Below are 23,403 nucleotides of genomic sequence, written 5' to 3' on the forward strand. Positions count from 1 at the left end.
TTTGGGAGACTACACCATGCCTTCCCGATTTTTTCCCACCCGCCGTTCTGTCGGTTCATCCCTGACCTATCGGCAGCGCCTTGCGACCTTGACCTGTCTGGCCAGTGTTGCCGGCTTCTGTGCCAGTGTGCAGGGGGTGGGGCAGGCTTTTGCCGCCACGACCGACCAGAGCGCCCCTGTTGCGGGCAAGGCAGGGCATGCTCCGGCCAAGGCAGCGGCCCGGCATGCCCATGCCAAGCCAGCCAACAGGTCGGTGCAGGCAGGTGGGGCAGAGGAAATTTCGGTTGCATCCAACCGCACGGCCCGTTCCGGCGGTGGTGGCATGATGCGCCAGGAAGTGGCCCCCCACGCGGTGCAGACCGTGACCAAAGCCTACATCAACATGCGTAGCCCGACCTCCACACCGCTTGATCTGGTCAAGAACCTGCCCAGCCTGAATGTCATGACCCCCGACGCATCGGGGATGCAGGGCGGGTCCATCCAGTCACGCGGGCTGACGGACCTTGATATGGCGCTCATGGTGGATGGTGCACCGGCGGCAGCGGCCAAATACATGACCGAAGATATTGATTCGGAAAACCTGGATGAAGTCAGCGTAACCCCCGGCAGTGCCGCGCGTGACCTGCCGGTTATGTCTGCGGCAGGCGGGGTCATGAACTCGCGCACGCATCTGCCGTCTGAAAAAATGGGCGGCATGGTCGATTTTTCCTATGGCACCAACAACCTCTCGCGCGAGTTCATTCGTCTGGAATCCGGCGAGATCGGCCGGACCGGGATCAAGAGCTTTTTCTCGTTCTCCAACACGCATGACCGGAGCTGGATGGGTGCTGGCACCAACCAGCGCAAGCACATCGACTTTGGCGTGCGCAAGGACTGGGAAAACGGCTCCAACGCCCACCTGTTCCTGTCCTGGAACTCTGAAGACTTCGTCATCGACAACTACCCGACTGCCGAGCAGTTCTACAAATACAAGCATACGGGCGATGGCTATGGCCGCTCTGCCAGCTCCAAGGATGTTAACTACTGGCGCAACAATAATGACCACTGGAACCAGATTTTTCTGACCGCTCCTGTGCATATTGTACTGCCCAAAAAGCTGACATTCGACATCCAGCCCTATTTCAGCTTCGGGCAGGGGTGGGATGCCTCCCCCGGTGGGGTGGCCGGTTATAACAACCCTGTGACGAATAGCGTCGTAGGTGGGAACTATGCGTCAACGGGGCAGGCCGTGCCGTCTGGCACCAACATGACCAACTACTTTTTGGAAAATGAGGCGCGACAGGTCGGTGTGGTTGCCAAACTTGGGTATGATATTGATAAGCACAACCACCTGAGCTTTGGTTACTGGTACGAAAACAACCAGACCATTCAGTCCTACCCAACTGCAACAACTCTGGCCAATGGGGCCGCCTCCGGCCCTACTGCATCTGCACATGTGGTTGGTTCCACTTTTGGCCAGACCGCAGGGTATGAACTGCACTCGCTGTTCATCCAGAACCAGTCGCGCTACCTGAACAACCGCCTGCTGATCAATGCCGGGTTCAAGTTCGTTATGTCCAACACCTGGAATAATGGCTGGATGGGGAATACAAACCATCCGACCGGCTCCAACTCTGGTGCGAATAGAACTGAGCCTCTGCCGCAACTGTCCATCAGCTACCAGATTAACGAGAACAACCAGATTTACGTGAACGCGGAAGGTGATTACCGTCAGCCAAGTGCTACCGATCTGGGCTGGACATACGCGGGTACGCCAATTCCCAAAAATCAGTATTCCATCAAAGAAGAACTGGGTTACCGCTACCACAATAAATACGTTATGGTTGATATGTCTCTGTTCAACTACAACGTCAAAAACAGGCTTGTTGATCAGTACGTGGGTATGAACAGCTTTAGCCCCATGTCCATTGGCAGCCAGACCATGCGTGGGTTTGACTTCATGGTCGCGGGTACGTCCTACCATGGCTTCAGCCCGTATGCGTCGGTCGAGTATCTACACGCTACGCAGGATAGCAACGTGTATGATCCTAACGACAACACGATGATCCACTCCAAGGGCACACAGGCCATTATGGCCCCGCGGGTTATGGCAAATTTTGGTCTGACCTATACATATAAAGGGTTTTTTGCGAACGGTTCCGTGCACTACACCGGCCCGCAGTCTGTTGCCATTGCCAACGACCAGCGTATTCCGGGGTATGTGACCAACACGCTCTCGCTCGGGTATCACTTCAAGCCGTTTGGTTTCCTCCAATCGCCTACGTTCAAGCTGAACTTTACCAACCTGACCGGGTCTATCGTGCGCACGGGTGCCATGGGCGCTGTTTACCGGGGGAGCGACCTGAACTCGCACCCGGTGTGGAGCGGCAGTGGCAGCAACACGGGTGGATTGGGTTATGGCAACTCGTTCATGGTGGAACCACGCTTTACCATGGTAGGTTCCGTCTCCACGTCCTTCTGATCAATTCACCAGCGCACCCGGTTTTGCCGGGTGCGACAGGAGTTTGCATGCCACGCCGCACTTTGCTCACAAACATAACCAGACTGGTGTGTATGGATGACGCCCGCACCGAACTGGAAAACGGGTGGGTTCTGGTAGAAGGGCGGCAGATTGTGGCGCTGGGTGGGGGGCAGGTTGCACCCCCGCCCGGCGCTGACCACGTTATAGACCTGCAAGGCCATGTGGTGCTGCCGGGTATGGTGAACACCCACCACCATATGTACCAGTCGCTCACACGGGTTATTCCGCAGGCACAGGATGCCTCCCTGTTTGGCTGGCTTAAAACGCTCTACCCGATCTGGGCGGGCCTTACGCCGGAAATGGTGCAGGTCTCCACCCGCACGGCCATGGCGGAACTGCTGCTTTCAGGCTGCACCACAACCAGTGACCATCTTTACATCTTTCCCAACGGGTGCAGGCTGGATGACCAGATAGAAGCCGCCTTTGCCATGGGCATGCGCTTCCATGCCTGCCGTGGTGCCATGAGCGTGGGGGAGAGCAAGGGGGGCCTGCCGCCTGATGCGCTGGTGGAGCGTGAAGCCGATATTCTGCGCGACACACAACGCCTGATCGAAACCTACCATGACCCCGAACCCCTTGCCATGCTGCGGGTTGCGGGCGCGCCGTGCTCGCCTTTTTCGGTCAGCCGGGAGCTTATGCGGGACATGGCAACACTGGCCCGTGCCACAGGCACCATGCTGCACACGCATCTGGCTGAAAATGATCATGATGTCAGCTACAGCCGCGAGCGCTTTGGCCAGACCCCGGCAGAATACGCTGAAGCACTGGGCTGGGTCGGGGCCGATGTCTGGCACGCGCACTGCGTAAAGCTGGACGCGGACGGCATGGCCCGTTTTGGCCGCACGCAAACAGGTGTGGCGCATTGCCCGTGCTCCAACATGCGGCTGGCATCGGGGATAGCCCCGGTGCGGCAGATGCAGGCAGCGGGTGTGCGTGTGGGGCTGGGGGTGGATGGCTCCGCCTCCAACGATGGGGCCAGCCTGTTGGGTGAGGCACGGCAGGCCATGCTGCTCTCCCGCCTGCTCCCCGAAACCCCGCAAACACCGGGGATGATGAGCGCGCGGGATGCACTGGCCCTTGCCACGCGGGGTGGTGCGGCCGTGCTGGGGCGGGATGATATTGGCCAGATTGCCGTGGGCATGGCGGCGGATATTGTTGCGTTTGATGTGCGCGGTCTGGCCCATGCCGGTGCCCAGACCGACCCCGTAGCAGCCCTTGTGTTCTGCTCCCCCACGCAGGTTTCCATGAGCATGGTTAACGGGAATGTTCTGATACAGGACGGATACTTTGCCCGTCTGGACCTGCATGGGCTGGTGGCGCGGCATAACCAGCTTGCTGCGCAGTTGTGCGCTGGGGCGTAGAGCTGCCCATACAGGTGTTTTACCAGTCAGCCCCACCCGGCAAAGTGGGCGCTACCTCCGGCGCAGCTGCCTGAGCCGTGCTGGCTGCGTGTCAGTTCCGCGTCGCCAGCATTTCTCTCCCTGCCTGTTTTTCCCAGCCTGTAGAAGCCTCCCGTTGGGGGGGAGGCCTTGTGGTCGTGGGGTCAGGCGGAAGGGATCTCCTTCCGGGAGGCATGCAGGGTTTTATTGAGCTGCTCTGTATCCAGTGCGTTTTCCCACCGGGCCACGACAATGGTCGCCACGGCGTTGCCCACAAGGTTGGTGAGCGAGCGGCACTCGGACATAAACCGGTCAATCCCCAGTATAAGCGCCATCCCCCCCACCGGCACACTTGGTACAACGGACAGGGTGGCCGCCAGTGTAATAAAGCCTGCCCCTGTCACCCCCGCAGCCCCTTTGGAGCTGACCATAGCCACAAGCAGCAGGGCAAGCTGTTCACCAAAACCCAGATGCACGTCGGTTGCCTGTGCAATAAACAGGGCTGCAAGGGTCATGTAGATATTGGTGCCATCAAGGTTGAAGGAATAGCCCATAGGCACCACCAGCCCCACAATGCCCGGCTTGCATCCGGCCTGCTCAAGCTTGCTGATAAGCCCCGGCAAGGCTGATTCGGACGAGCTGGTGCCCAGCACAATCAGCAGTTCTTCCTTGAGGAACATCAGAAGCCGCAGAATGCTGAACCCCGCCATCCGGGCAACAATACCCAGAATAACCAGCACAAACACGCCTGCGGTAAAGTAAAAGGTCAGCACCAGCCCCAGCAGATGCACAATGGAGCCAAGGCCAAACTTGCCCACGGTAAATGCCATGGCCCCAAATGCACCAACTGGCGCCAGATACATAACCAGCCGGACCACGCCAAACACCATTTCTGTCAGGCTGCGGAACAGGTTCAGAACCGTCTCCCCCGCCTGGCCCATCTGCGCCATGCTGATGCCAAACAGAATAGCGACCAGAAGCACCTGCAGGATCTCGCCCGAGGTAAAAGCCCCCGCCGTGGTGGAGGGAATGATCTGGAGCAGGAAGTCGGTAAAGGAATGGCCGTGTGCTGCCTGCACAAACTGCTCAACGGAGGCGCTGTCCAGGCTTTGCGGGTGGATGTGCATGCCAGCGCCGGGGCGCACGATATTGGCCACCACCATGCCCACGGCCAGTGCCAGCGTGGAAAAACACAGGAAATACAGCATGGCCTTACCCGCCACGCGGCCGGTCTGTTTAAGGTCCGCCATGCCTGCAATGCCGGTGCTGACCGTCAGGAAGATAACCGGCGCAATGACCATTTTGATCAGTTTGACAAACCCGTCTCCCAACGGTTTGAGCAACGTTGCAACGGAGGGGAACAGAGCGCCGACAAGAATACCTGCCGCCACGGCTGCGAGAACCTGAAGATAAAGGAACCGCTGGTGTGAGCTGGATAGGGGAGCAGTAGAGGGAAGCACGCTGGTTATCTTTCTGTTTTTATTGTTTTTGTTTTGGCGTCCACAATGGGCGTTGGCGAAAAGTTATTCTGTTATATCAAGCCTCTCGGTGTAAGCAGGGGGTAGGCTACTCCCACTTGTTGCAGTTTGGAAAGGGTTGTCCCCTTATCTGGGGCATGAAAAAAACAACACGGTTGTGTGTTTGCCCCCGCACCTGTGCATGCGCGGGCGGAATGGGCGCATCATGTACCGGGGTTTACGGGAGGAATAAGCGGTCGTGCGACGGATTTGTGTGTTTTGTGGTTCCAGTGCCGGGCGTGGGCCTGCTTACCTGCATGCGGCAGAGCAGCTTGGCCTGCTTATGGCCCGGCGCGGCATAGGGCTGGTGTATGGGGGGGCTTCGGTCGGGCTTATGGGGGCTGTGGCCAATGCCGTACTGGCCGGTGGCGGGCAGGTTACGGGCGTTATCCCGCAGGCACTGGTTGCGCGGGAGGTGGCGCATAACGGGCTGGAGGACCTGCGGATTGTAGGCTCCATGCACGAGCGTAAAGCCCTTATGGCGGATATGTCCGACGCCTTTATTGCCCTGCCCGGCGGCATTGGCACTCTGGAGGAACTGTTTGAGGTCTGGACATGGACCCAGCTTGGCAACCACGCCAAACCTTGCGGTGTGTTGAATGTAAACGGGTTTTACAGCACGCTTGGCACGTTTTTGGACCACGTGGTGGCGGAGGGTTTTCTTAAACCCGCGCACAGAGCCATTTTGCAGGTTGGCCAGACACCCGAAGACCTGCTGGACAGGCTGGCCCAATGGCACCCCCCGCAGGAAACAAAATGGATTGCGCAGGATGAACGCTGAATTTGTTTCAATACTGCACCAATGGGGGTGATATTTAGATTATAGAGTTGATGTAAAAGGGATTTTTGTTTCACAATTTCTTAACGCAACCTGAATAAAAAGAGTTTTATCTTGCGCTCATCTTTTTCTGCGCAGGGTGCTTTTATGTCAGATACAATGCTGAGTTCTCCGGTTGGAGGACGTCCGAATATGCGTAAAGGGGAGCATCAGGCTTTCCGCATGTTCTTTTTGGGAGTGATTGCAGCAGCTCTGGCGTTTGTTGGTTACAGCGTGCTGGCTGACCTGCATGCTGTTGGTACCAGTGGCATAGCAACCGGGGCCTTCGCCCTGCTGGCTCTGGCGTTGCTTATTGCTCTGGGCTTTGAATTCGTGAACGGTTTTCACGATACGGCCAATGCGGTCGCAACGGTTATTTACACCAACAGCCTGCCGCCACTGGTTGCGGTAGTCTGGTCTGGTATGTGGAACCTGCTGGGGGTTCTGACTTCCTCGGGGGCGGTGGCATATAGTGTTGTAACGCTGCTGCCGGTGGAACTGATCCTCCAGGTTGGCAGTGGTGCTGGCCATGCCATGATCTTTGCCCTGCTGCTGTCCGCCATTGTGTGGAACCTGGCAACATGGGCGTTGGGTATTCCCAACAGCTCGTCCCACGCTCTGGTTGGCTCCATTCTGGGTGTGGGCCTTGCAAACCAGCTTATGTCGCCTTCTGGCAGCGCGCTGTATGGCGTGGACTGGATGCAGGTTAAAAAGGTGTTCTCCGCCCTGCTGTTCAGCCCCCTGTGCGGCTTTATTCTTGCTGCGGGCCTGTTCATGGTGCTGCGCGTTGTGGTGCGCAATGCCGCCCTCTACCGTGCGCCTGAAGGCGATGCCCCGCCCCCTCTGTGGATCCGTGGTCTATTGATTGGCACCTGCACGGGTGTTTCCTTCTTCCACGGCAGCAACGACGGGCAGAAGGGCATGGGCCTGATCATGCTGATCCTGATTGGTGCTGCGCCTACCGCCTACGCCCTGAACCGCGCCATGCCCGACAGCATGATGCCCGGCTTTGTGGAAACCGCACAGCAGGCCTCCCACGTGTTTGACGTGCACGCCCAGCCCATGCTCAAGCAGCCTACGGCGGAAGAAGCCCGCGCCCAGGTAACAGACGCGCTGCGCATCAAATCCGTAGCCCGCCCCGAAGTGTATGCCGCACTCTCCGTCCTGTCGGCTGATATTGCACAGGCCGTAAGTGGGTATCACTCCTTGCACGAAATTCCGGCAGCAACCGTGCCCAACGTGCGTACCGACATGTATCTGGTGGCGGAAGCCATTCACAACATGGGCAAGGCAGCGACCTTTAGCGCAGAAGAAGACAGCGAACTCGCCAAGTTCATGAAGCAGCTTAACGCAGGCACACGCTTTATTCCTGTGTGGGTTAAAATTGCGGTGGCTCTTGCTCTGGGCCTTGGCACCATGGTCGGCTGGAAGCGCATTGTTGTGACCGTGGGTGAAAAAATTGGCAAAAGCCACCTGACCTACGCTCAGGGTGCTTCCGCCGAGTTCGTGGCCATGGGCACCATTGGTCTGGCCGAAGGGTATGGCCTGCCGGTTTCCACCACGCATATTCTCTCCAGCGGTGTGGCTGGCACAATGGCTGCCGGTGGTGGTGGCTTGCAGTGGGGCACCCTGCGCGCCATGGGCATGGCATGGATTACCACCCTGCCTGCCGCCATGCTGATCAGTGGCGTGCTGTATGTGGTGTTCCGCCACATTTTCTAAAAAACTTCCGCTCTGGCGTGGTCATGCACCACGCCAGACACTGTTTCTGCCAAACAGCAAAGGCAAGATCATGTCTGATGCCAATGTGAACAGCCTTTCTGCCGCCGAGCGTGAACGCGAGCGTATCCGGCAGGAGATCATTGACGATCTTGATGAAGAGATCGAACTCGAATTGCAGGAAGAGGGGCTGGGGGGTGAGGACTCCGTGTCTGACCGCAGCTTCCGCCATACCTATTTTAGCGAACTGGTCCGCCTGCAAGGCGAACTGGTGCGTTTGCAGGACTGGGTGAAGGAAACAGGCCACCGTCTGGTGGTGCTGTTTGAAGGGCGCGATGCCGCAGGCAAGGGTGGGGCGATCAAGCGCATTACCCAGCGGCTCAACCCGCGCATCTGCCGCGTGGCTGCACTGCCCGCCCCCACAGACCGCGAAAAAACGCAGTGGTACTTCCAGCGTTACGTAGCCCAGCTTCCCGCTGCGGGTGAGATCGTTCTGTTTGACCGCAGCTGGTACAACCGCGCTGGTGTGGAACGGGTCATGGGGTTCTGCTCGGATGAGGAGTACGAAGAGTTCTTCCGCTCCGTGCCAGAGTTTGAGCGCATGCTGGTGCGCAGTGGCATCCAGCTTGTCAAATACTGGTTCTCCATCACGGATGATGAGCAGGAAGCCCGCTTCCGTGCCAGAATAGAAGACCCGCTTAAGCAGTGGAAGCTCAGCCCGATGGATCTGGAGAGCCGCCGCCGGTGGGAATCCTATACCAAAGCCAAGGAAACCATGCTCGAGCGCTCCAGCATTGCCGAGGCTCCGTGGTGGGTTGTGCAGGCGGTGGATAAAAAGCGCGCACGGCTGAACTGCATCAACCATCTTCTGGCGCAGGTGCCTTACCAGCCTGTGTCACACCCCGAGGTGGATCTGCCCCCGCGTGTGCATCATGCGGACTATGAACGCCTGCCTACGCCTGAAAACATGATTGTTCCAGAAATCTACTAGGCGTATTCAAAAACCCTCCCCGCCCTGCGGGGAGGACCTGAAGCAGTTGTCCACGGCTTCAATCAGGGCCCGCCCGCTGGCCTCGTCCCGTTTGGGGGCGGCAAAATGCGGTCCAAGCTTTATACCGTAGTGCATGGGCAGGGGAGGGCGTTTTAAAAACGGCCAGCCCTGAGACAGATAGGGCGATGGTGTTTCTATCAGCACCACCTGCACGTCCGAGCGTGTGCGCTGGGCAATGGCGGCAAAGCCGGGCTGCACCGGGCCGGGTTCGGCCCCTGCGCGGGAGCGTGTTCCTTCGGGGAATAGCAGAAGCTGGCAGTCCTCATGCAATGCCTGGGATGCCGGGCCAATAATCCTGAGCAACGTATCGTGCCGCACATAGCCTGCGGTGCGCAGGGTGCTGCCCAGCACGCCTCGCTCCCATATGGAGGCTTTGGTCACGCACACCATATGCGGCAGGGCTGCGGCCAGCAGCAGGCAGTCCAGCCGGGAGGGGTGGTTGGCAACCAGCACAAGGTTCCGGCGCTGGGCAATGGCTGCCAGTTCTGCCATGTTACAGTCCAGAATACCGGCGGCATGCAGGTAGCGTACGGCCACCTTGGCCATGGTGCACAGCCAGCGCCGGGCCACACGCCTGCGGCGTGCGCCCTCGGGCATGGTATGGCGCAGCACAAATGCCCCTGCATCCAGCACCACAAAAACCCCTCCCGTTACCAGCAGGGAGGTATAAAAGCGCGCCGAGGCACTTATGGCGGAGGGGGATAGCGGCATGGGGCTACGGAACAGACCTGCAGGAACACATAACAGAAGTTAAGGCGGGGGAGCTTGATCAGGGGGCGGGAGCATCCGCCGCCATGATCTGGCGCAGGCTTGCGGCCATACTGGCTTTGTCAGCCTGTGCATCTATGGTGCCCCGGTAGCGTGTCTGCGGGTCCATAACCACAAACTGGGGGGACATGCGCATGGCGTAATCCCATTCCGGGTCAGTCATTTTTTCAACCGGTGCATGGTATTCCTTGGCCAGATCAGCCAGAGCAAAGGGGGCTGCCGTGCCAGCCACCACGCGGGGGCTTATGGTCTCGCCGTACTGGCGCAGGCGCTGGGCGTCATCCCGGTCGGGGTCCAGACTGACAAAAATAATAACCATCTTGCGTTTGCCCGGATCAACCTCATCCATGGCGGCAGACATGGCCTGTAGGGCAGGGGTGCATGCGTCCTGCCCGCAATGGGTTGCCCCGAACAGCACCAGCATCCACCGGCCCTGAAAGCTCTTGTCCGTCATGGTGCCGGTTGTGGCATCCATCAGACGGAAGGAGCCCCCAACGGGGTTGCCGTAGGAGTTAAGGGTAATGCTATGCTTGAGTGCCAGCTCGGTGGCCAGCAAGCTGCCCAACCCGGCAAGAGCCAGAATACCCACACTGATCAGGGTAATGCGTTTTCCTGCTGGTGTCATGGGTTAGTGTGCCTCCGCCCAGTTCTGGGCAATGCCTGTTTCTACTACCAGCGGCACTTTGAGCTGTGCTGCTGCTTCCATAATGGTCTTGGCTTTTTGCGCCACGGCACTGGCCTGCTCTGCATCCACTTCAAACAGCAGTTCGTCATGGACCTGTAGCAGCATGCGTGCGCTGTCCAGCCCTGTGGCCTTCAGGGCTTCGGGCAGGCGCACCATGGCGCGTTTGATAATGTCCGCAGCACCACCCTGAAGGGGGGCGTTAATGGCCTGCCGCTCCGCATACTGGCGGCGAACGGCACTTTTCTCATGAATGCCCGGTACATAGCAGCGCCTGCCAAACGGGGTCATGACATAGCCGTTGGCGCGGGCTTCGGCCTTGACCTGCTCCATGTAATCCCGGATGCCGGGGTAACGGGCAAAATAGGCATCTATGTAGCTTTTGGCCTCCCCTGCGGGAATACCAAGCTGCTTGCCCAGCCCAAAGGCGGAAATGCCGTAAATAATCCCAAAGTTAATGGCCTTGGCGCGGCGGCGGGTCAGGGCGTCCATGCCTTCGAGCGGGATGTTGAACACCTCGGAGGCTGTGCGGGCGTGAATGTCCTGCCCCAGCTCAAAGGCTTCACGCAGGGTGGGAATGTTGGCCACATCGGCCAGCAGCCGCAGCTCGATCTGGGAATAGTCGGCCGAGATCAGCTTGCGCCCTGCCGGAGCCACAAATGCCTGACGGATGCGCGTACCTTCCTCCGTGCGGACAGGAATGTTCTGGAGGTTCGGGTCGGAGGAGGACAGGCGGCCCGTGGTGGTAATGGCCATCTGGAACGAGGTATGGACCCGGCTTTCCTTGCTGGTCAGCTTGAGCAGGGCATCCGTGTAGGTGGATTTGAGCTTGGCAAGCTGCCGCCACTCCAGCACGCGCACCGGCAGGTCGTGGCCCTGATCGGCCAGGTCCTGCAATACGGAGGAATCCGTACTCCACGCCCCCGCCTTGCCGCGTTTGCCGCCCTTGAGCCCCATTTCATCAAACAGGATTTCACCAAGCTGGCGGGGGGAGGCAATGTTGAACTCCCTGCCAGCCGCGGCGTAAATGCCCTGTTCCATGTTTTTCATGCGGCTTTCAAAATCGGCGGAAAGGCGGGTCAGTTCCGCGCGGTCCACTGCAATGCCGTTTTTTTCCATGGTGGCAAGCACCTGCACCAGCGGGCGTTCCACCTGCTCGTACAGGGCCAGTGCCTTGTTGGTGCGCAAGGTGGGGTGCAGCACATGCCACAGGCGCAGGGTTACGTCTGCATCCTCGGCAGCGTAGGTAGTGGCTTTTTCCACCGGCACTTTGGCAAAGGGAATACGGTTGCGGCCCGTGCCGGTTACGCTGTCATACGTTATGGGCGTGTGGTTGAGGTGCAGGGCAGACAACTCATCCATGCCCTGCCCATGCAGCCCGGCAGACTGGCTGTAGGAGATCAGCATTGTGTCATCCACCGGCGCAATGCTGGTGTGGTCTATGCCTGCGTGGTCCAGTACCAGCAGGTCGAACTTGGCGTTCTGGAAAACCTTGAGAACACTTTTGTCCTCCAGCAGCGGGCGTAGCAGCTCCAGTGCCTGTGTGGCGTCAAGCTGTTCGCCGGTCAGGGCTTCCAGCGTGCCCTCGTGCCGTACGGGCACGTAACAGGCTTTGCCGGGTGCGGTGGCAAGGGAAAAGCCGAGCATGTTGGCAGCCAGCGGGTCCAGCCCGTCGGTTTCCGTATCCACGGCGCATACACCTGCTTCCTGCGCCATGCTGACCCATTTTTGCAGGGCCTCGGCGGTACGCACGGTTTCGTACTCCGCATAGGGTGCGCTCAGCAGGTCGGCGGGGCCAGTGGATTGGGCTGGGGCGGCCTGAGCCGGGTTGGGGGTGTCCTGCCCGTTTGCGCTGGCATGGGCGGAGGCACGGGCTGCGCGGTGGGCATGTGCCCCAGCCGGGCTGCCCATACCCATGCGGGACATGACGGAGCGGAAGCCCATGCTGTCCAGCCAGTCGGCCAGTGCCAGCTTGTCTGGCTCGCGCGTGGCCAGTTCCTCTACCGGTACGGGCAGGGGCACATCCGTTGCCAGCGTGACCAGCTGGAGCGAGAGGCGGGCCGCCTGCGCATGCTCGATCAGCATGTCCCGCTTTTTGGATTTTTTCATATCCGGGGCGCTGGCCAGCACGTTTTCCAGCGTACCGAATTCGTTAATCAGGGCCGAGGCCGTTTTGGGGCCAATGCCGGGCACGCCGGGCACGTTATCCGTCGGGTCGCCCATAAGGGCCTGCACATCCACCACTTTTTCGGGCGGGACACCAAACTTGGTTTCCACTTCCGCCGGGCCTATGGGGGTCTGCTTGATGGGGTCAAGCATGCACACGCCTTGCCCCACAAGCTGCATCAGATCCTTGTCGGAGGAAATAATGGTGCAGGTGCCCCCCATTTTGCGCACGGCCACGGCGTAAGAGGCAATCAGGTCGTCTGCCTCCCAGCCCGGCAGTTCTATGCCGGGGACGTTAAAAGCCTGCGTGGCATCCCGGATCAGGCTGAACTGGGGGCGCAGGTCTTCCGGTGGTTCTGGGCGGTGGGCCTTGTACTGGGGGTAAATGTCGGAGCGGAAGGTCTGGCGGCTTGCATCAAACAGCACGGCCAGATGCGTGCCCACATGGTCGCGCAGCAGGCGGGCCAGCATGTTGGTAAAGCCGTACACCGCATTGACCGGCACCCCTTCGGGGCTGGTCATGGGGGGGAGGGCATGAAAAGCGCGGAAAATAAAGCCGCTGCCATCCACAAGAACCAGATGCGGCGTGTTGGTCATGGCTGGGGGAACCGTGTGCAGGGGAGGGCGGGTAAAAAAGCAAGCATGTTCTGGGGATATGCCGCTTGGGCCGGTCTGTCCAGCGTCTCTGCCGGAGGTATAGACAAAAACACCCCGGCAGAGACCGGGGTGTTTGAGCAGGGTACCCTGAGGTGGCCTTACGCTACGGTGCTGATCCAGTTATGTGGGTCAGCCGCGCGGCCAAACTGGATGTCGCACAGCTTCTGGCGCAGCTTTGCCGTGACGTCACCCACCTGATTGTTGTTGATGGTGCAGCTATCCGTCTTGCTCTTGAATGCCCCGATGGGGGACACAACAGCCGCCGTGCCACAGGCAAACACTTCCTTGAGCCTGCCGGATTTGGCATCGGCAAAAAGCTGGTCAAGCGCGTAGCGCTCTTCCTTTACGGTCAGGCCCGCATCGCGCGCCAGTGTCAGCAGGCTGTCACGCGTAATGCCGTGCAGAATGGTGCCGCCTTCCAGCGGGGGGGTCAGCAGGGTGCCATCTTCAAACACCATCATTACGTTCATGCCGCCCATTTCTTCCAGCCAGCGGCGTTCTTCCGCGTCCAGAAACAGAACCTGCTGGCAGCCGTGGTGCTTGCCTTCCATCTGTGCGGTCAGGCTGGCGGCGTAGTTGCCGCCGCATTTGGCCGTACCCGTGCCCCCGCGGGAGGCGCGCACGGTTTCCGTTTCCACCCAGACCGAAACCGGACCGGCGTCCTTGGAGAAGTATTCCCCCGCAGCACAGGCAATGACAATGAACTTGAACTCGGAGGCAGGCTTGACCCCAAGGGCTGCTTCCGTCGCAATCATGAAGGGGCGGATGTAAAGCGTGCCCACCTCGGGTGCGGGCACCCAGTCCTGGTCGATTTTGACCAGCTGGGTCACCGCTTCCAAAAACAGGTCTTCGGGCAGTTCCGCCATGGCCATGCGCTCGGCCGATTTTTGGAACCGGCGGGCATTGGCTTCGGGGCGGAAGAGCTGCACACCGCCATTGGGGGCGCGGTAGGCCTTCATGCCTTCAAAGATTTCCTGCGCGTAGTGCAGCACGGAGGCGGCGGGGTCGAGCATGAGCGGCTGGCGGGGCAGAATTTCGGCCGAATGCCAGCCCCTGCCTTCCGTATAGGTAACAACAGCCATATGATCGGTAAAAGCGCGGCCAAAACCGGGGTTGGCGACCAGGCTTTCACGCTCGGCGGCGGGGGTGCCATCCGTTTTGCGGGTGATCTTGAAGGCAATGCTGTCGGCTACGGTGGTCATGGTGTTCTCGCGTTTTCCGCGGCGCTGGTGTGGGGACCAGGGGCCTGGTTGCTCCGATATACGGGTTTATTCTGTTGCTTCAGGCACGCCATAAGGCAGCCTGCCGGTGGCCCGGTTGGGCTCTTTCCTATCATGTTCGCCGTGTCTGTGCCAGACAGGTGCAAACCATGGCGTATGTGGTCCGTTCCTGTGTGTTGTGCGGCTGCGGCAGGGCTGGAAGCCCCGCGCCACAGTGCCAAGGCTTTTTTGCAAGGTGGTGTAACAATGCCTCATTCTTCTATCCGGCAGGGTTATGCAACGCTGCCCTCCAGCTTTTATACTCGCACGCAGCCCACCCCGGTTGCCCGGCCTGAACTGATTGCCCTGAACACGGCACTGGCCGCAGAGCTGGGGCTGGATGCAGCATGGCTGGCCGGGCCACAGGGCTTGGCCATGCTGGCAGGCAACCAGATACCACAGGGCATGGACCCGCTGGCAACCGTGTATGCGGGGCACCAGTTTGGCCATTTTTCTCCCCAACTGGGGGATGGCCGTGCCCTGCTTTTGGGGGAGGTTGAGGACCGCAACGGCCATCTGCGCGAAATTGCACTCAAAGGTTCCGGCCCCACGGCTTATTCACGCAGTGGGGATGGCCGGGCCGCCCTTGGTCCAGTCCTGCGTGAATACCTGCTGAGCGAGAGCATGGCAGCCCTTGGCATCCCCACCACCCGCGCGTTGGCCGCACTGGCAACGGGGGAGCGCGTTTACCGTGAAACACCCTTGCCCGGTGCCATTGTGGCCCGTGTGGCGCGCAGCCATATCCGCGTTGGTACGTTCCAGTTCTTTGCCGCCCGGCAGGACAGGCACGCCTTGCGCGCGCTGGCCGATTTTGCCATTGCCCGGCTTTACCCGCAGGCAGCACAGGACGCGCAGCCCTATGTGGCGCTGCTACAGGCCGTGGTGGCGGCGCAGGCGGCCCTTGTGGCGCGGTGGATGCTGGTCGGCTTTATTCATGGGGTCATGAACACCGACAACATGGCCATATCGGGCGAGACCATAGATTACGGCCCCTGCGCCTTTATGGACACCTACAACCCGGCCACCGTGTTCAGCTTCATAGATAAGCGTGGCCGTTACGCCTACACCAACCAGCCGACCATAGCCCTGTGGAACCTGACCCGTTTTGCCGAGGCCCTGCTCCCCCTGCTGGCGGAGGAGGACGGGCAGGCCATCAGTCTGGCCCAGCAAGCACTTGGGGCGTTCCATCCGCATTTTCATGCAGCCTATTTTGCTGGCATGCGCGCAAAGCTGGGGCTGGTGGGGGAGGATGAGGGGGATGAAACCCTGTTCAAAACCCTGCTGGACCATATGGAGGCGGAAAAGATGGACATGACCAACACCTTCCGCGCTCTCAGTCATGAAGAGGCTTTGCACGGCTCCGGCCTGCCGGCTGGACTGCCTGCCAGTACCAGCCCGTGGCTGGCCCGCTGGCGTGCCCGTGTGGCGCAGCAGGGGAGTGCGGACTATGCCGCCCGTGCCAGCGCCATGCAGCAGGTCAACCCGTGCTATATTCCACGCAACCACAAGGTGGAGGCCATGATTCAGGCCGCCGTAAAACAGCACGATTATACACCGTTCCGGGAAATGCTGAACGTGCTGGCCACCCCTTATGTGGAGCAGCCGGGCATGGAAGGTTACACAGCATCCCCCACACCTGACGAGGTGGTACCCTATACCTATTGTGGCACGTAAGGGGCGTTACACCACACCTGCGGTGCTGATGAAGCGTTGCCCGTCCCGCCCTGTATCTACCCGTGCATTAATACGGTACACGGTGCGCAGGTGCTCGGGGGTTAAAACTTCCGTCGGGGGGCCGTAGGCCAGAATATGGCCATTGTGCAAAAGGCACGCCAGATCGCACTGGTTGAGTGCGATGTTCAGGTCATGCAGCACAATTAGTGTGACCAGATTGCGCTGTGCGGTCTCACGCCGGATCAGGGTCATAACGGTCTGCTGGTAGTACGGGTCAAGCGCGCTCAGGGGTTCATCCAGCAGCAGGGCGCGGGGTTTGCGGCCAAGGGCCTGTGCCAGCCCTGCAAGCTGGCGCTGCCCGCCGGAGAGTTCGTGCAGGCTTTGCGTGGCAAGGTGGGCAATGCCCACATCGGCCAGACAGGCCATGGCGGCGTCTATGTCCGCTGTCGTGCTGGTGTTGCCCTGCCTGCCTGTGGCGTGGCGGGCGGCCAGCATGGCATCCAGCACGCTCAGGCGTACGGGCTCTGGCAGGGTCTGGGGCAGGTACAGGCAGTGTTGCGCCCGTTGGGCCCGGGGCAGGGGGGTAAGGTCCACCCCATCCAGCATGAGTGTGCCTGTGGCGTGCAACAGCCCCCCAGTGGCGCGCAGCAGGGTGGATTTGCCGCTGCCATTGGGGCCAAGAACGGCACAGACCGCCCCGTGGGGGAACGGCCCTGCATCCAGTTCGGCCAGTACGGATTTGCGCCCGTACCGCACAGTCAGGTTATGCAGCGTCAGCCCGGCTGGCACGGGGGGCGTCATGGCAGCCCTTCCCCACGGCGCAGCACAATAACCAGAAAAAAGGGTATGCCCACCAGAGCGGTCACAATACCTGTTGGCACCACAACGCCGGGCACCAGCACCCGCGCAACAAGGGCTGCGAGGGAGAGAATGAACGCCCCGCTCAACAGGCTGGCGGGCAGGTAAAAGCGGTGGTCCTCCCCCACAAGGCGGCGGGCAATATGGGGGGCCACCAGTCCGATAAAGCCAATAACCCCCACAAAGGCTACGGCCAGCGCGCATAAAAGGCTTATGCGCAGCAGGGCCGCGCGGCGCAGGCGTGGCACATCCACCCCAAGGCTTGCAGCCCGGTCCTCCCCCATACGCAGGGTGGTAAGCGGCCATGCCGCCCGGAGCGAAAATGGCAGGATGCAGGCCAGAGCCCCGGCCAGCAGGCCCAGCGTGCCCCATGTTGCGCGGGTCAGGCTACCAAGGGTCCAGAACACCAGATTTTGCAGGGCGTCCTCGTTTGCAACAAACTGCATGAGGGCAACCAACGCCTGAAACGAAAATACAAGTGCCACCCCGCACAGGATAACCGTGCCCGTCCCGCCCTGACGCAGCCGCACCAGCATGTCCAGAATCCATACAGACAGGGCCGCACAGACAAAGGCGCTCCCTGCGGTCAGCCACATGTCGGGCATATGCGCTACGTGCCAGCCCAGCACAATGGCAAGGGACGCGCCAAACGCCCCGGCGGCGGACAGGCCCAGCGTAAACGGGCTGGCCAGCGGGTTGGCCAGAATGGTCTGCATTTCCGCCCCTGCCAGCCCCAGTGCAGCCCCCACGCAGGCCGCCATAAGCGCGTAGGGCAGGCGGATCTGCCAGACAATCAGGCTTGTCTGCTCATCTACCCCGGCAGGGTCAAAAACAGCACGCAGCATGGTTGTGGGGGAAAGTTCGGCAGGCCCCACCGCGCAATCCAGCAGGACAGACAGGGCCAGCGCACCCAAAAGCCCGGCCAGCACAAGGCTGCGGTGGCGCAGGGCGGTCTGGTAGGTGCGGGCAATGGTGGGGTGGTGGGTCATACCCGCACACTATCCTGCCGTATATGGCGCAGGGCAAGGGGGCATGGTGTACGGGCACACCAAAAGGCGTGCAGGCCACGCGGCAGGCTGGGCTGGTGGTTTACATCCTGCGGCTTGACGCACAGCCTGCAAGCAGGCTTTGTACGCGCAATTCCACCCCATAAGCGTGAATGAGACAAACGGGTTTGGCACATACAGTTCCCCCTCAAGGCGAAGCCGCGCCCGGCCTTGCCCCTACCCACGGCACCACACTGGCCTTTACGGTGGATGCCGCACAGGCGGGCGAGCGGGTGGACCGGTTTTTGTCCAACTGCCCCGGAGCCCCTTCGCGCTCACGCATCAAAGGGCTGATCGAGGGCGGGAATCTCCTGTGCAATGGCGTGGTGCTGCGTGAGCCCGCCACGCCGGTCCGGGCAGGAATGGTGGTGGTGCTGGACCTGCCCGCCGCAGCCCCTGCCACCCCGCAGGGCGAAGCCATGGATTTTAACATCCTGTATGAAGATGACGACCTGATTGTGCTGGACAAGCCCGCGGGGCTGGTGGTCCACCCCGCACCGGGGAACGAGACGGGTACGCTGGTCAACGGCCTGATCGCCCATTGCGGCAATAGCCTTAAGGGCATTGGCGGGGAGCGCCGCCCCGGCATTGTGCACCGGCTGGATAAGGATACGTCGGGCGTTATGGTGGTTGCCAAAACGGAAAAAGCGCATCTGGCTCTCTCGGATGATTTTGCCGCCCGCCGCATAGACCGTGCCTATCTGGCGTTCTGCTGGGGTGTACCCACCCCTGCGGAGGGGGATTATGAAGGCGCAATAGGCCGCGACAAGCGGGACCGCAAACGCATGGCGCTGGTTACCCATGGTGGCAAATGGGCCTTGACCCATTACCGCACGCTCAAGGTGTTCAGTGCTTCGGCCGCCCTTGTTGCGTGCAAACTGGCAACGGGCCGCACGCACCAGATCCGGGTGCATTTTTCGGCCAATGGCCATCCGCTTATGGGGGACCCGCTCTACCTGCGGCGCGTGCCTGCTGCGGCCCGTGGCCTGTCCCCGGTGGGCAAGGGGGCTGGGCTGGACTTCCCCCGTCAGGCGCTCCATGCGGCGCGGCTGGGCTTTACCCACCCCAGAACGGGCGAAAACCTGCTGTTTGAAACCCCAATGCCGCCCGACATGCAGGAACTGGAACAGGCCCTGAGCGACTCGTAACGGCGCAGGCCTGCTCCGAGTCCGCATTAAAGGGGACCGCTACGGTCCACTAACTGTGGCAGTTTTGCTACCATCCGCACCTGTTTTCTTGACAGGGTGCATTTTTCAGGCGCACCCTCTTGGTCCATACCGCTCACTTTTCCGTAAAGCGGGAAGGGGCCTTTGGTCTCTGCTGCTCATGCCGAGGGTAGATGCAAGGGCCGTCTAGTTTTCCATCGGGTAATGGGACTCGCCGCTGCAAGTCTGGATGCGCCTGTTAACGGAACAGGAACCAAACGCATCCGTGGGAGTTTCCATCTCAGGAAGGAGTACTCAAATCATGGCTTCCGTCATTGATGTTGGGCCTGAAGGCAATCTTTCAAGGTACCTTCAGGAAATTCGTAAGTATCCCCTGCTCACGCCAGAAGAAGAACTCACCCTTTCACGCAAATGGCGCGATAAGGGAGATGTCAAGGCAGCCCACCGGCTGGTGACATCCCACCTGCGTCTGGTTGCCAAAATTGCCATGGGCTATCGGGGTTATGGTCTGCCGATCAATGAACTGATCAGCGAAGGCAATGTGGGGATGATGCAGGCCGTGCGCCGCTTTGACCCCGAAAAAGGCTTCCGGCTGGCCACTTACGCCATGTGGTGGATCCGCGCTGCCATTCAGGAATACATCCTGCATAGCTGGTCTTTGGTCAAAATGGGCACAACGGCAGCCCAGAAAAAGCTGTTCTTCAACCTGCGCCGCCTTAAAGGGCAGATGCAGGCGATTGATGATGGTGACCTCCAGCCCGAACAGGTCAACAAGATCGCCACAACTCTTGGTGTGTCCGAGCAGGATGTGGTGGACATGAACCGCCGCATGGCTGCACCGGACCACAGCCTGAACGCCCCGCTTAAAACGGACCTGGAAAGCGAATGGCAGGACCGTCTGGTGGACGATCAGGTGAACCAGGAAGAGGTTTACGCCGAAAACGAGGAAATGTCGGGTCGCAAGGCCCTGCTTGCCACAGCACTCGAAACCCTGAACGAGCGTGAACGCCGCATTTTCACCGAACGTCGCCTCAAGGATGACCCGGCAACGCTGGAAGAACTCGCCCACGACTACGGCATTTCCCGCGAGCGGGTGCGCCAGATTGAAGTGCGCGCGTTTGAAAAAGTGCAGGAAGCCATGAAGAAGGAAGTCGCAGCCCGCCGCAACGCCGCACAGGGGGAATAAGCCCCCTGTGCCTGCACAGGGTAGGGCCGTTCAGGCTCGGGCTACGTCCTGCACAAAAAAAGTGGCGTCTGTGCGCCCGTTCCAGCTTTCTGCCCGCAGGTAGCCTGCCAGATGCAGGGCGGGGCGGGTTGCGTCTTCCAACACAACAGCGAGCGGGTTGTTATCCGCCTTGAACAGAAGTGCCTTGAGCCTGCTGCCATTGCTGGCGCGGATCAGCACCCGCAGGGTGTTGCTGTCCCGCCCTATGCGGTCGGTGCGTGCAATATGCACATTGGGCAGGGCAATGAGTGGTTCGGGGTTGCCTGCGCCAAAGGGGGCCAGAGCTGCCATGTCGGTCGCCAGTTCTGCCGTGGCTCCGGTTACGGCCACAACGGCATCTATGGTCAGGTCCACGGTGGGCGGCAGTTCCGCCGCCTGTGGCAGACGGGTATCGAGAAAAGAGTGGAACTCCGCCAGCTTGTCTGCATGGAGCGAAAAACCCGCAGCCATGGCGTGCCCGCCACCTGTTTTAAGCAGCCCGGCCTGACGTGCGGCAATAATGACCGTACCAAGGTCCAGCCCGGCAACCGAGCGGCCAGAGCCTTTTATGCTCCCGTCCTCCTGCTGCGCGCCAACAAGGGCGGGGCGGTTGAAGCGTTCTTTTATGCGCCCTGCCACAATCCCCACGACGCCGGGGTGCCAGTCCTTACCCGCGAGCAGAATAACGCCGTGGCCGGCGTCCTTCTGTTCTGCTGCCTGCTCCATGGCGCGGTCCAGAATATCGGCTTCCACATCCTGCCTGCGGCGGTTGACGGCATCCAGCCGCTCGGCCATCTGCTTTGCTTCATGCACATCCGGGCAGCGGAGCAGGCGCAGGCCAAGTGCGGCTTCGGCTATGCGTCCGCCCGCATTAATACGCGGCCCCAGCGCAAACCCGCACGAAAACGCATCAGGCGCTTTGCTGACACCCGCAATTTCAAGCAGGGCAGCAACCCCTACACGCTGCCGGGCCGCCATAACCTTTAGCCCCTCGGCCACAAACAGGCGGTTGACCCCTTGCAGGGGCATGACGTCACACACCGTGGCCAGCGCAACAAGGTCCAGCAGGGGGCGCAGGTCGGGCTGGGGATGGCTTGCGTTAAAAAAGCCGTTCTCGCGCAGGGTGCGTCTGGTCGCAACAGTGGCCAGAAAACTCAGTGCCGCAGCGCAGATATGCCCAAGACCCGATGAGCAGTCCGCCCGGTTGGGGTTAACCGTGGCCAGAATGGCTGGCAGGGCATCTTCCGACTTGTGGTGGTCCAGCACCACCACATCGGCCTTGCCTGCAAGCTGGTTCAGAATATCGGCAGAGGCTGTGCCACAGTCCACACAGACCAGCAGTTTGGCACCTTGGGCCACCAGTGCCTCAAGTGCTGGCAGGTTGGGGCCATACCCTTCGGTCATGCGGTCGGGAATATGGGTGAGAACGGAGCAGCCAAGCTGTTCAAAAAAAGCGGCCAGCACGGCACTGGCGCATGCGCCGTCCACGTCATAATCGCCAAAAATACCTATGGTTTCCCCCGCCTGTACGGCCTGCGCCATGCGGGCGGCGGCTTTGTCCATATCCGTCAGGCAGGACGGGTCGGGCATAAGGGCGCGCAGGGTGGGGGCCAGAAAATGCGGTGCATGTTCGGGGCTGACCCCGCGCATGGCCAGCAGGCGGCCTACAATTTCGGGTATGCCAAGTTGCTGGGCCAGTGCGGCCCCCAGCCGGTTGGTAGTCGGGTTGTCTGCTCCCTCCCGCCAGGACCAGCGTCGTGCGTTCACGCTGTGCTCTACATTGAGCACGGCTGGTGTTGTGGCTGGGGTGGGGGCGTGCGCCCCCTCTGGTGATGCGGTCGAGAGCATGGGGTTAAAAAACGCCTGTTATTGCGGCGTCCATGTTTTGGTTTTGAAGTTGTGGTGCCCTTCAATAAAGCGGGACGTGCCAGATTTGGAACGCATGACCAGCGAGTGCGTCACCGCCTGATGCGGGTACTGCCGCACGCCGCGCAGCAGCGCCCCGGTGGTGACCCCAGTGGCCGAGAACAGCACCGAGCCTGCTGCCATATCATGCAGGTCCAGCTTGCGGTCGGGGTTTTTGCCGGGGTTCATCTTCTGGGCGCGTTCGCGCTGGGCGTTATCTTCAAACAGCAGGCGGCCCTGCATCTGGCCTTCCACGCAGCGCACGGCGGCGGCGGTCAGCACCCCTTCGGGCGCACCGCCGGAGCCGACGTAAATATCGACCTGACTGCTATCAAGGCAGGCAGCAATGCCACCGGCCACGTCGCCATCGCTCAGCAGGCGCACGCGGGCACCGGCTGCACGGGCGCGGGCAATCATTTCCTCGTGCCGTTCGCGGTCGAGCGTGCACAGCAGCAGGTCCTGCACGCTTTTGCCTTTAGCTTTGGCAAGGTTCTTCAGGTTGGTTTCAATCGTGTTTTCAAGGTCCACCACACCTGCGGGCAGGTTGGGGCCAACCACAATCTTGTCCATGTACACATCGGGTGCGTGCAGGAAGTTGCCGCGTTCGGCCAGTGCCACCACCGTAATGGCGTTTGGCATGTCCTTTGCGCACAGGTTGGTGCCTTCCAGCGGGTCCACGGCAATATCCATGGCCGGGCCGCCGGAGCCCACTTTCTCGCCAATATAGAGCATGGGCGCTTCGTCCATTTCGCCCTCACCAATGACCACGGTGCCATCAATGGCCACGGTGTCAAAGGCAATGCGCATGGCTTCCACCGCGGCACCGTCTGCATCGTTCTTACGGCCGCGGCCCGTCCAGCGGGCAGAGGCAAGGGCCGCCGCTTCGGTCACGCGCACCAGCTCAAGAGCCAGATTGCGGTCGGAAACAACGAAGGGAGAGGGGCCAATGGAATCAGACATGAGAAAGCGGGATCCTTAATTACACAATTGATCGGGCGGGGCTGGTGGGTTGCT

17 protein-coding genes are annotated in these 23,403 nt (G+C 60.7%); 8 read left to right on the top strand and 9 right to left on the bottom strand.

All coding sequences use genetic code 11. The features are described from left to right. Positions 1 to 16: 16 nt before the first annotated feature. Together LKE65_RS06605 and LKE65_RS06610 are read left to right on the top strand one after the other, a co-directional pair. Positions 17 to 2,461 (top strand): TonB-dependent receptor, encoded by a 2,445-nt coding sequence (locus LKE65_RS06605; protein WP_095349345.1) that lies wholly within the window; start codon positions 17 to 19, stop codon positions 2,459 to 2,461. Positions 2,462 to 2,508: 47 nt separating this feature from the next. After that, the gene (locus LKE65_RS06610; RefSeq protein ID WP_278740790.1) at positions 2,509 to 3,882 is read left to right on the top strand and encodes an 8-oxoguanine deaminase; all 1,374 of its coding nucleotides are present in this window, start codon (positions 2,509 to 2,511) and stop codon (positions 3,880 to 3,882) included. A 182-nt stretch (positions 3,883 to 4,064) separates the two neighbouring features. On the opposite strand, the gene LKE65_RS06615 is transcribed toward LKE65_RS06610, so the two are convergent. Beyond that, on the bottom strand, positions 4,065 to 5,360 hold the full coding sequence (locus LKE65_RS06615) for a dicarboxylate/amino acid:cation symporter (protein ID WP_253527767.1): 1,296 nt from the start codon (positions 5,358 to 5,360) through the stop codon (positions 4,065 to 4,067). Between the two features lie 256 nt (positions 5,361 to 5,616). Between LKE65_RS06615 and LKE65_RS06620 the strand changes: the two genes are divergently transcribed. From LKE65_RS06620 to ppk2, 3 genes are all read left to right on the top strand, one after another. Continuing rightward, a complete protein-coding gene (locus LKE65_RS06620) occupies positions 5,617 to 6,198 on the top strand; it encodes a TIGR00730 family Rossman fold protein (protein WP_086646608.1) in 582 nt (193 codons plus the stop codon). Positions 6,199 to 6,342: 144 nt separating this feature from the next. Continuing rightward, positions 6,343 to 7,956, top strand: coding sequence for an inorganic phosphate transporter (locus LKE65_RS06625; RefSeq protein ID WP_086646609.1), 1,614 nt, complete (start codon positions 6,343 to 6,345; stop codon positions 7,954 to 7,956). A 70-nt stretch (positions 7,957 to 8,026) separates the two neighbouring features. Continuing rightward, entirely contained in the window at positions 8,027 to 8,944 is a 918-nt protein-coding gene (ppk2, locus tag LKE65_RS06630) for a polyphosphate kinase 2 (RefSeq protein WP_253527769.1), read from the top strand. A gap of 6 nt (positions 8,945 to 8,950) precedes the next feature. Here the strand turns inward: ppk2 and LKE65_RS06635 are convergent, their stop codons facing one another. From LKE65_RS06635 to LKE65_RS06650, 4 genes are all read right to left on the bottom strand, one after another. Continuing rightward, positions 8,951 to 9,715 carry a lysophospholipid acyltransferase family protein gene (locus LKE65_RS06635; RefSeq protein ID WP_278740791.1) on the bottom strand — a complete coding sequence of 255 codons (765 nt, stop codon included), beginning with the start codon at positions 9,713 to 9,715 and terminating at the stop codon, positions 8,951 to 8,953. Positions 9,716 to 9,773: 58 nt separating this feature from the next. Then, positions 9,774 to 10,397, bottom strand: coding sequence for an SCO family protein (locus LKE65_RS06640; RefSeq protein ID WP_278740792.1), 624 nt, complete (start codon positions 10,395 to 10,397; stop codon positions 9,774 to 9,776). A 3-nt stretch (positions 10,398 to 10,400) separates the two neighbouring features. Continuing rightward, positions 10,401 to 13,217 carry a DNA polymerase I gene (gene polA / locus LKE65_RS06645; RefSeq protein WP_278740793.1) on the bottom strand — a complete coding sequence of 939 codons (2,817 nt, stop codon included), beginning with the start codon at positions 13,215 to 13,217 and terminating at the stop codon, positions 10,401 to 10,403. A gap of 158 nt (positions 13,218 to 13,375) precedes the next feature. Beyond that, entirely contained in the window at positions 13,376 to 14,479 is a 1,104-nt protein-coding gene (locus tag LKE65_RS06650) for a branched-chain amino acid aminotransferase (protein WP_278740794.1), read from the bottom strand. Between the two features lie 264 nt (positions 14,480 to 14,743). Here LKE65_RS06650 and LKE65_RS06655 point away from each other — a divergent pair, with 264 nt between their 5' ends. Beyond that, on the top strand, positions 14,744 to 16,210 hold the full coding sequence (locus LKE65_RS06655; protein WP_408744087.1) for a protein adenylyltransferase SelO: 1,467 nt from the start codon (positions 14,744 to 14,746) through the stop codon (positions 16,208 to 16,210). A 6-nt stretch (positions 16,211 to 16,216) separates the two neighbouring features. On the opposite strand, the gene LKE65_RS06660 is transcribed toward LKE65_RS06655, so the two are convergent. After that, positions 16,217 to 17,011 carry an ABC transporter ATP-binding protein gene (locus LKE65_RS06660; RefSeq protein WP_278740796.1) on the bottom strand — a complete coding sequence of 265 codons (795 nt, stop codon included), beginning with the start codon at positions 17,009 to 17,011 and terminating at the stop codon, positions 16,217 to 16,219. Next, positions 17,008 to 18,057 carry a FecCD family ABC transporter permease gene (locus LKE65_RS06665; protein ID WP_278740797.1) on the bottom strand — a complete coding sequence of 350 codons (1,050 nt, stop codon included), beginning with the start codon at positions 18,055 to 18,057 and terminating at the stop codon, positions 17,008 to 17,010. The genes LKE65_RS06660 and LKE65_RS06665 overlap by 4 nt, the downstream gene beginning before the upstream one ends. A gap of 251 nt (positions 18,058 to 18,308) precedes the next feature. Here LKE65_RS06665 and LKE65_RS06670 point away from each other — a divergent pair, with 251 nt between their 5' ends. Together LKE65_RS06670 and rpoH are read left to right on the top strand one after the other, a co-directional pair. After that, complete coding sequence (locus LKE65_RS06670) at positions 18,309 to 19,262, top strand: RluA family pseudouridine synthase (protein ID WP_233129144.1); 954 nt, start codon at positions 18,309 to 18,311, stop codon at positions 19,260 to 19,262. A gap of 319 nt (positions 19,263 to 19,581) precedes the next feature. After that, the gene (rpoH, locus tag LKE65_RS06675) at positions 19,582 to 20,466 is read left to right on the top strand and encodes an RNA polymerase sigma factor RpoH (protein WP_086646617.1); all 885 of its coding nucleotides are present in this window, start codon (positions 19,582 to 19,584) and stop codon (positions 20,464 to 20,466) included. A 30-nt stretch (positions 20,467 to 20,496) separates the two neighbouring features. Here the strand turns inward: rpoH and recJ are convergent, their stop codons facing one another. Together recJ and glpX are read right to left on the bottom strand one after the other, a co-directional pair. Continuing rightward, on the bottom strand, positions 20,497 to 22,332 hold the full coding sequence (gene recJ, locus LKE65_RS06680) for a single-stranded-DNA-specific exonuclease RecJ (protein ID WP_278740798.1): 1,836 nt from the start codon (positions 22,330 to 22,332) through the stop codon (positions 20,497 to 20,499). Between the two features lie 18 nt (positions 22,333 to 22,350). Beyond that, complete coding sequence (glpX, locus tag LKE65_RS06685; protein WP_086646619.1) at positions 22,351 to 23,349, bottom strand: class II fructose-bisphosphatase; 999 nt, start codon at positions 23,347 to 23,349, stop codon at positions 22,351 to 22,353. Positions 23,350 to 23,403 lie beyond the last annotated feature (54 nt).

Source organism: Acetobacter fabarum (assembly GCF_022483405.1).
Lineage (GTDB): Bacteria > Pseudomonadota > Alphaproteobacteria > Acetobacterales > Acetobacteraceae > Acetobacter > Acetobacter fabarum.

What these genes read in the sequence shown, in the direction of transcription:
- LKE65_RS06605 (WP_095349345.1), top strand. Translation starts at nt 17, where the DNA reads ATGCCTTCCCGATTTTTTCCCACCCGCCGTTCTGTCGGTTCATCCCTG.
- LKE65_RS06610 (WP_278740790.1), top strand. Translation starts at nt 2,509, where the DNA reads ATGCCACGCCGCACTTTGCTCACAAACATAACCAGACTGGTGTGTATG.
- LKE65_RS06625 (WP_086646609.1), top strand. Translation starts at nt 6,343, where the DNA reads ATGTCAGATACAATGCTGAGTTCTCCGGTTGGAGGACGTCCGAATATG.
- ppk2 (WP_253527769.1), top strand. Translation starts at nt 8,027, where the DNA reads ATGTCTGATGCCAATGTGAACAGCCTTTCTGCCGCCGAGCGTGAACGC.
- LKE65_RS06635 (WP_278740791.1), bottom strand. Translation starts at nt 9,715, where the DNA reads ATGCCGCTATCCCCCTCCGCCATAAGTGCCTCGGCGCGCTTTTATACC.
- LKE65_RS06640 (WP_278740792.1), bottom strand. Translation starts at nt 10,397, where the DNA reads ATGACACCAGCAGGAAAACGCATTACCCTGATCAGTGTGGGTATTCTG.
- polA (WP_278740793.1), bottom strand. Translation starts at nt 13,217, where the DNA reads ATGACCAACACGCCGCATCTGGTTCTTGTGGATGGCAGCGGCTTTATT.
- LKE65_RS06650 (WP_278740794.1), bottom strand. Translation starts at nt 14,479, where the DNA reads ATGACCACCGTAGCCGACAGCATTGCCTTCAAGATCACCCGCAAAACG.
- LKE65_RS06655 (WP_408744087.1), top strand. Translation starts at nt 14,744, where the DNA reads ATGCCTCATTCTTCTATCCGGCAGGGTTATGCAACGCTGCCCTCCAGC.
- LKE65_RS06660 (WP_278740796.1), bottom strand. Translation starts at nt 17,011, where the DNA reads ATGACGCCCCCCGTGCCAGCCGGGCTGACGCTGCATAACCTGACTGTG.
- LKE65_RS06665 (WP_278740797.1), bottom strand. Translation starts at nt 18,057, where the DNA reads ATGACCCACCACCCCACCATTGCCCGCACCTACCAGACCGCCCTGCGC.
- rpoH (WP_086646617.1), top strand. Translation starts at nt 19,582, where the DNA reads ATGGCTTCCGTCATTGATGTTGGGCCTGAAGGCAATCTTTCAAGGTAC.
- recJ (WP_278740798.1), bottom strand. Translation starts at nt 22,332, where the DNA reads ATGCTCTCGACCGCATCACCAGAGGGGGCGCACGCCCCCACCCCAGCC.
- glpX (WP_086646619.1), bottom strand. Translation starts at nt 23,349, where the DNA reads ATGTCTGATTCCATTGGCCCCTCTCCCTTCGTTGTTTCCGACCGCAAT.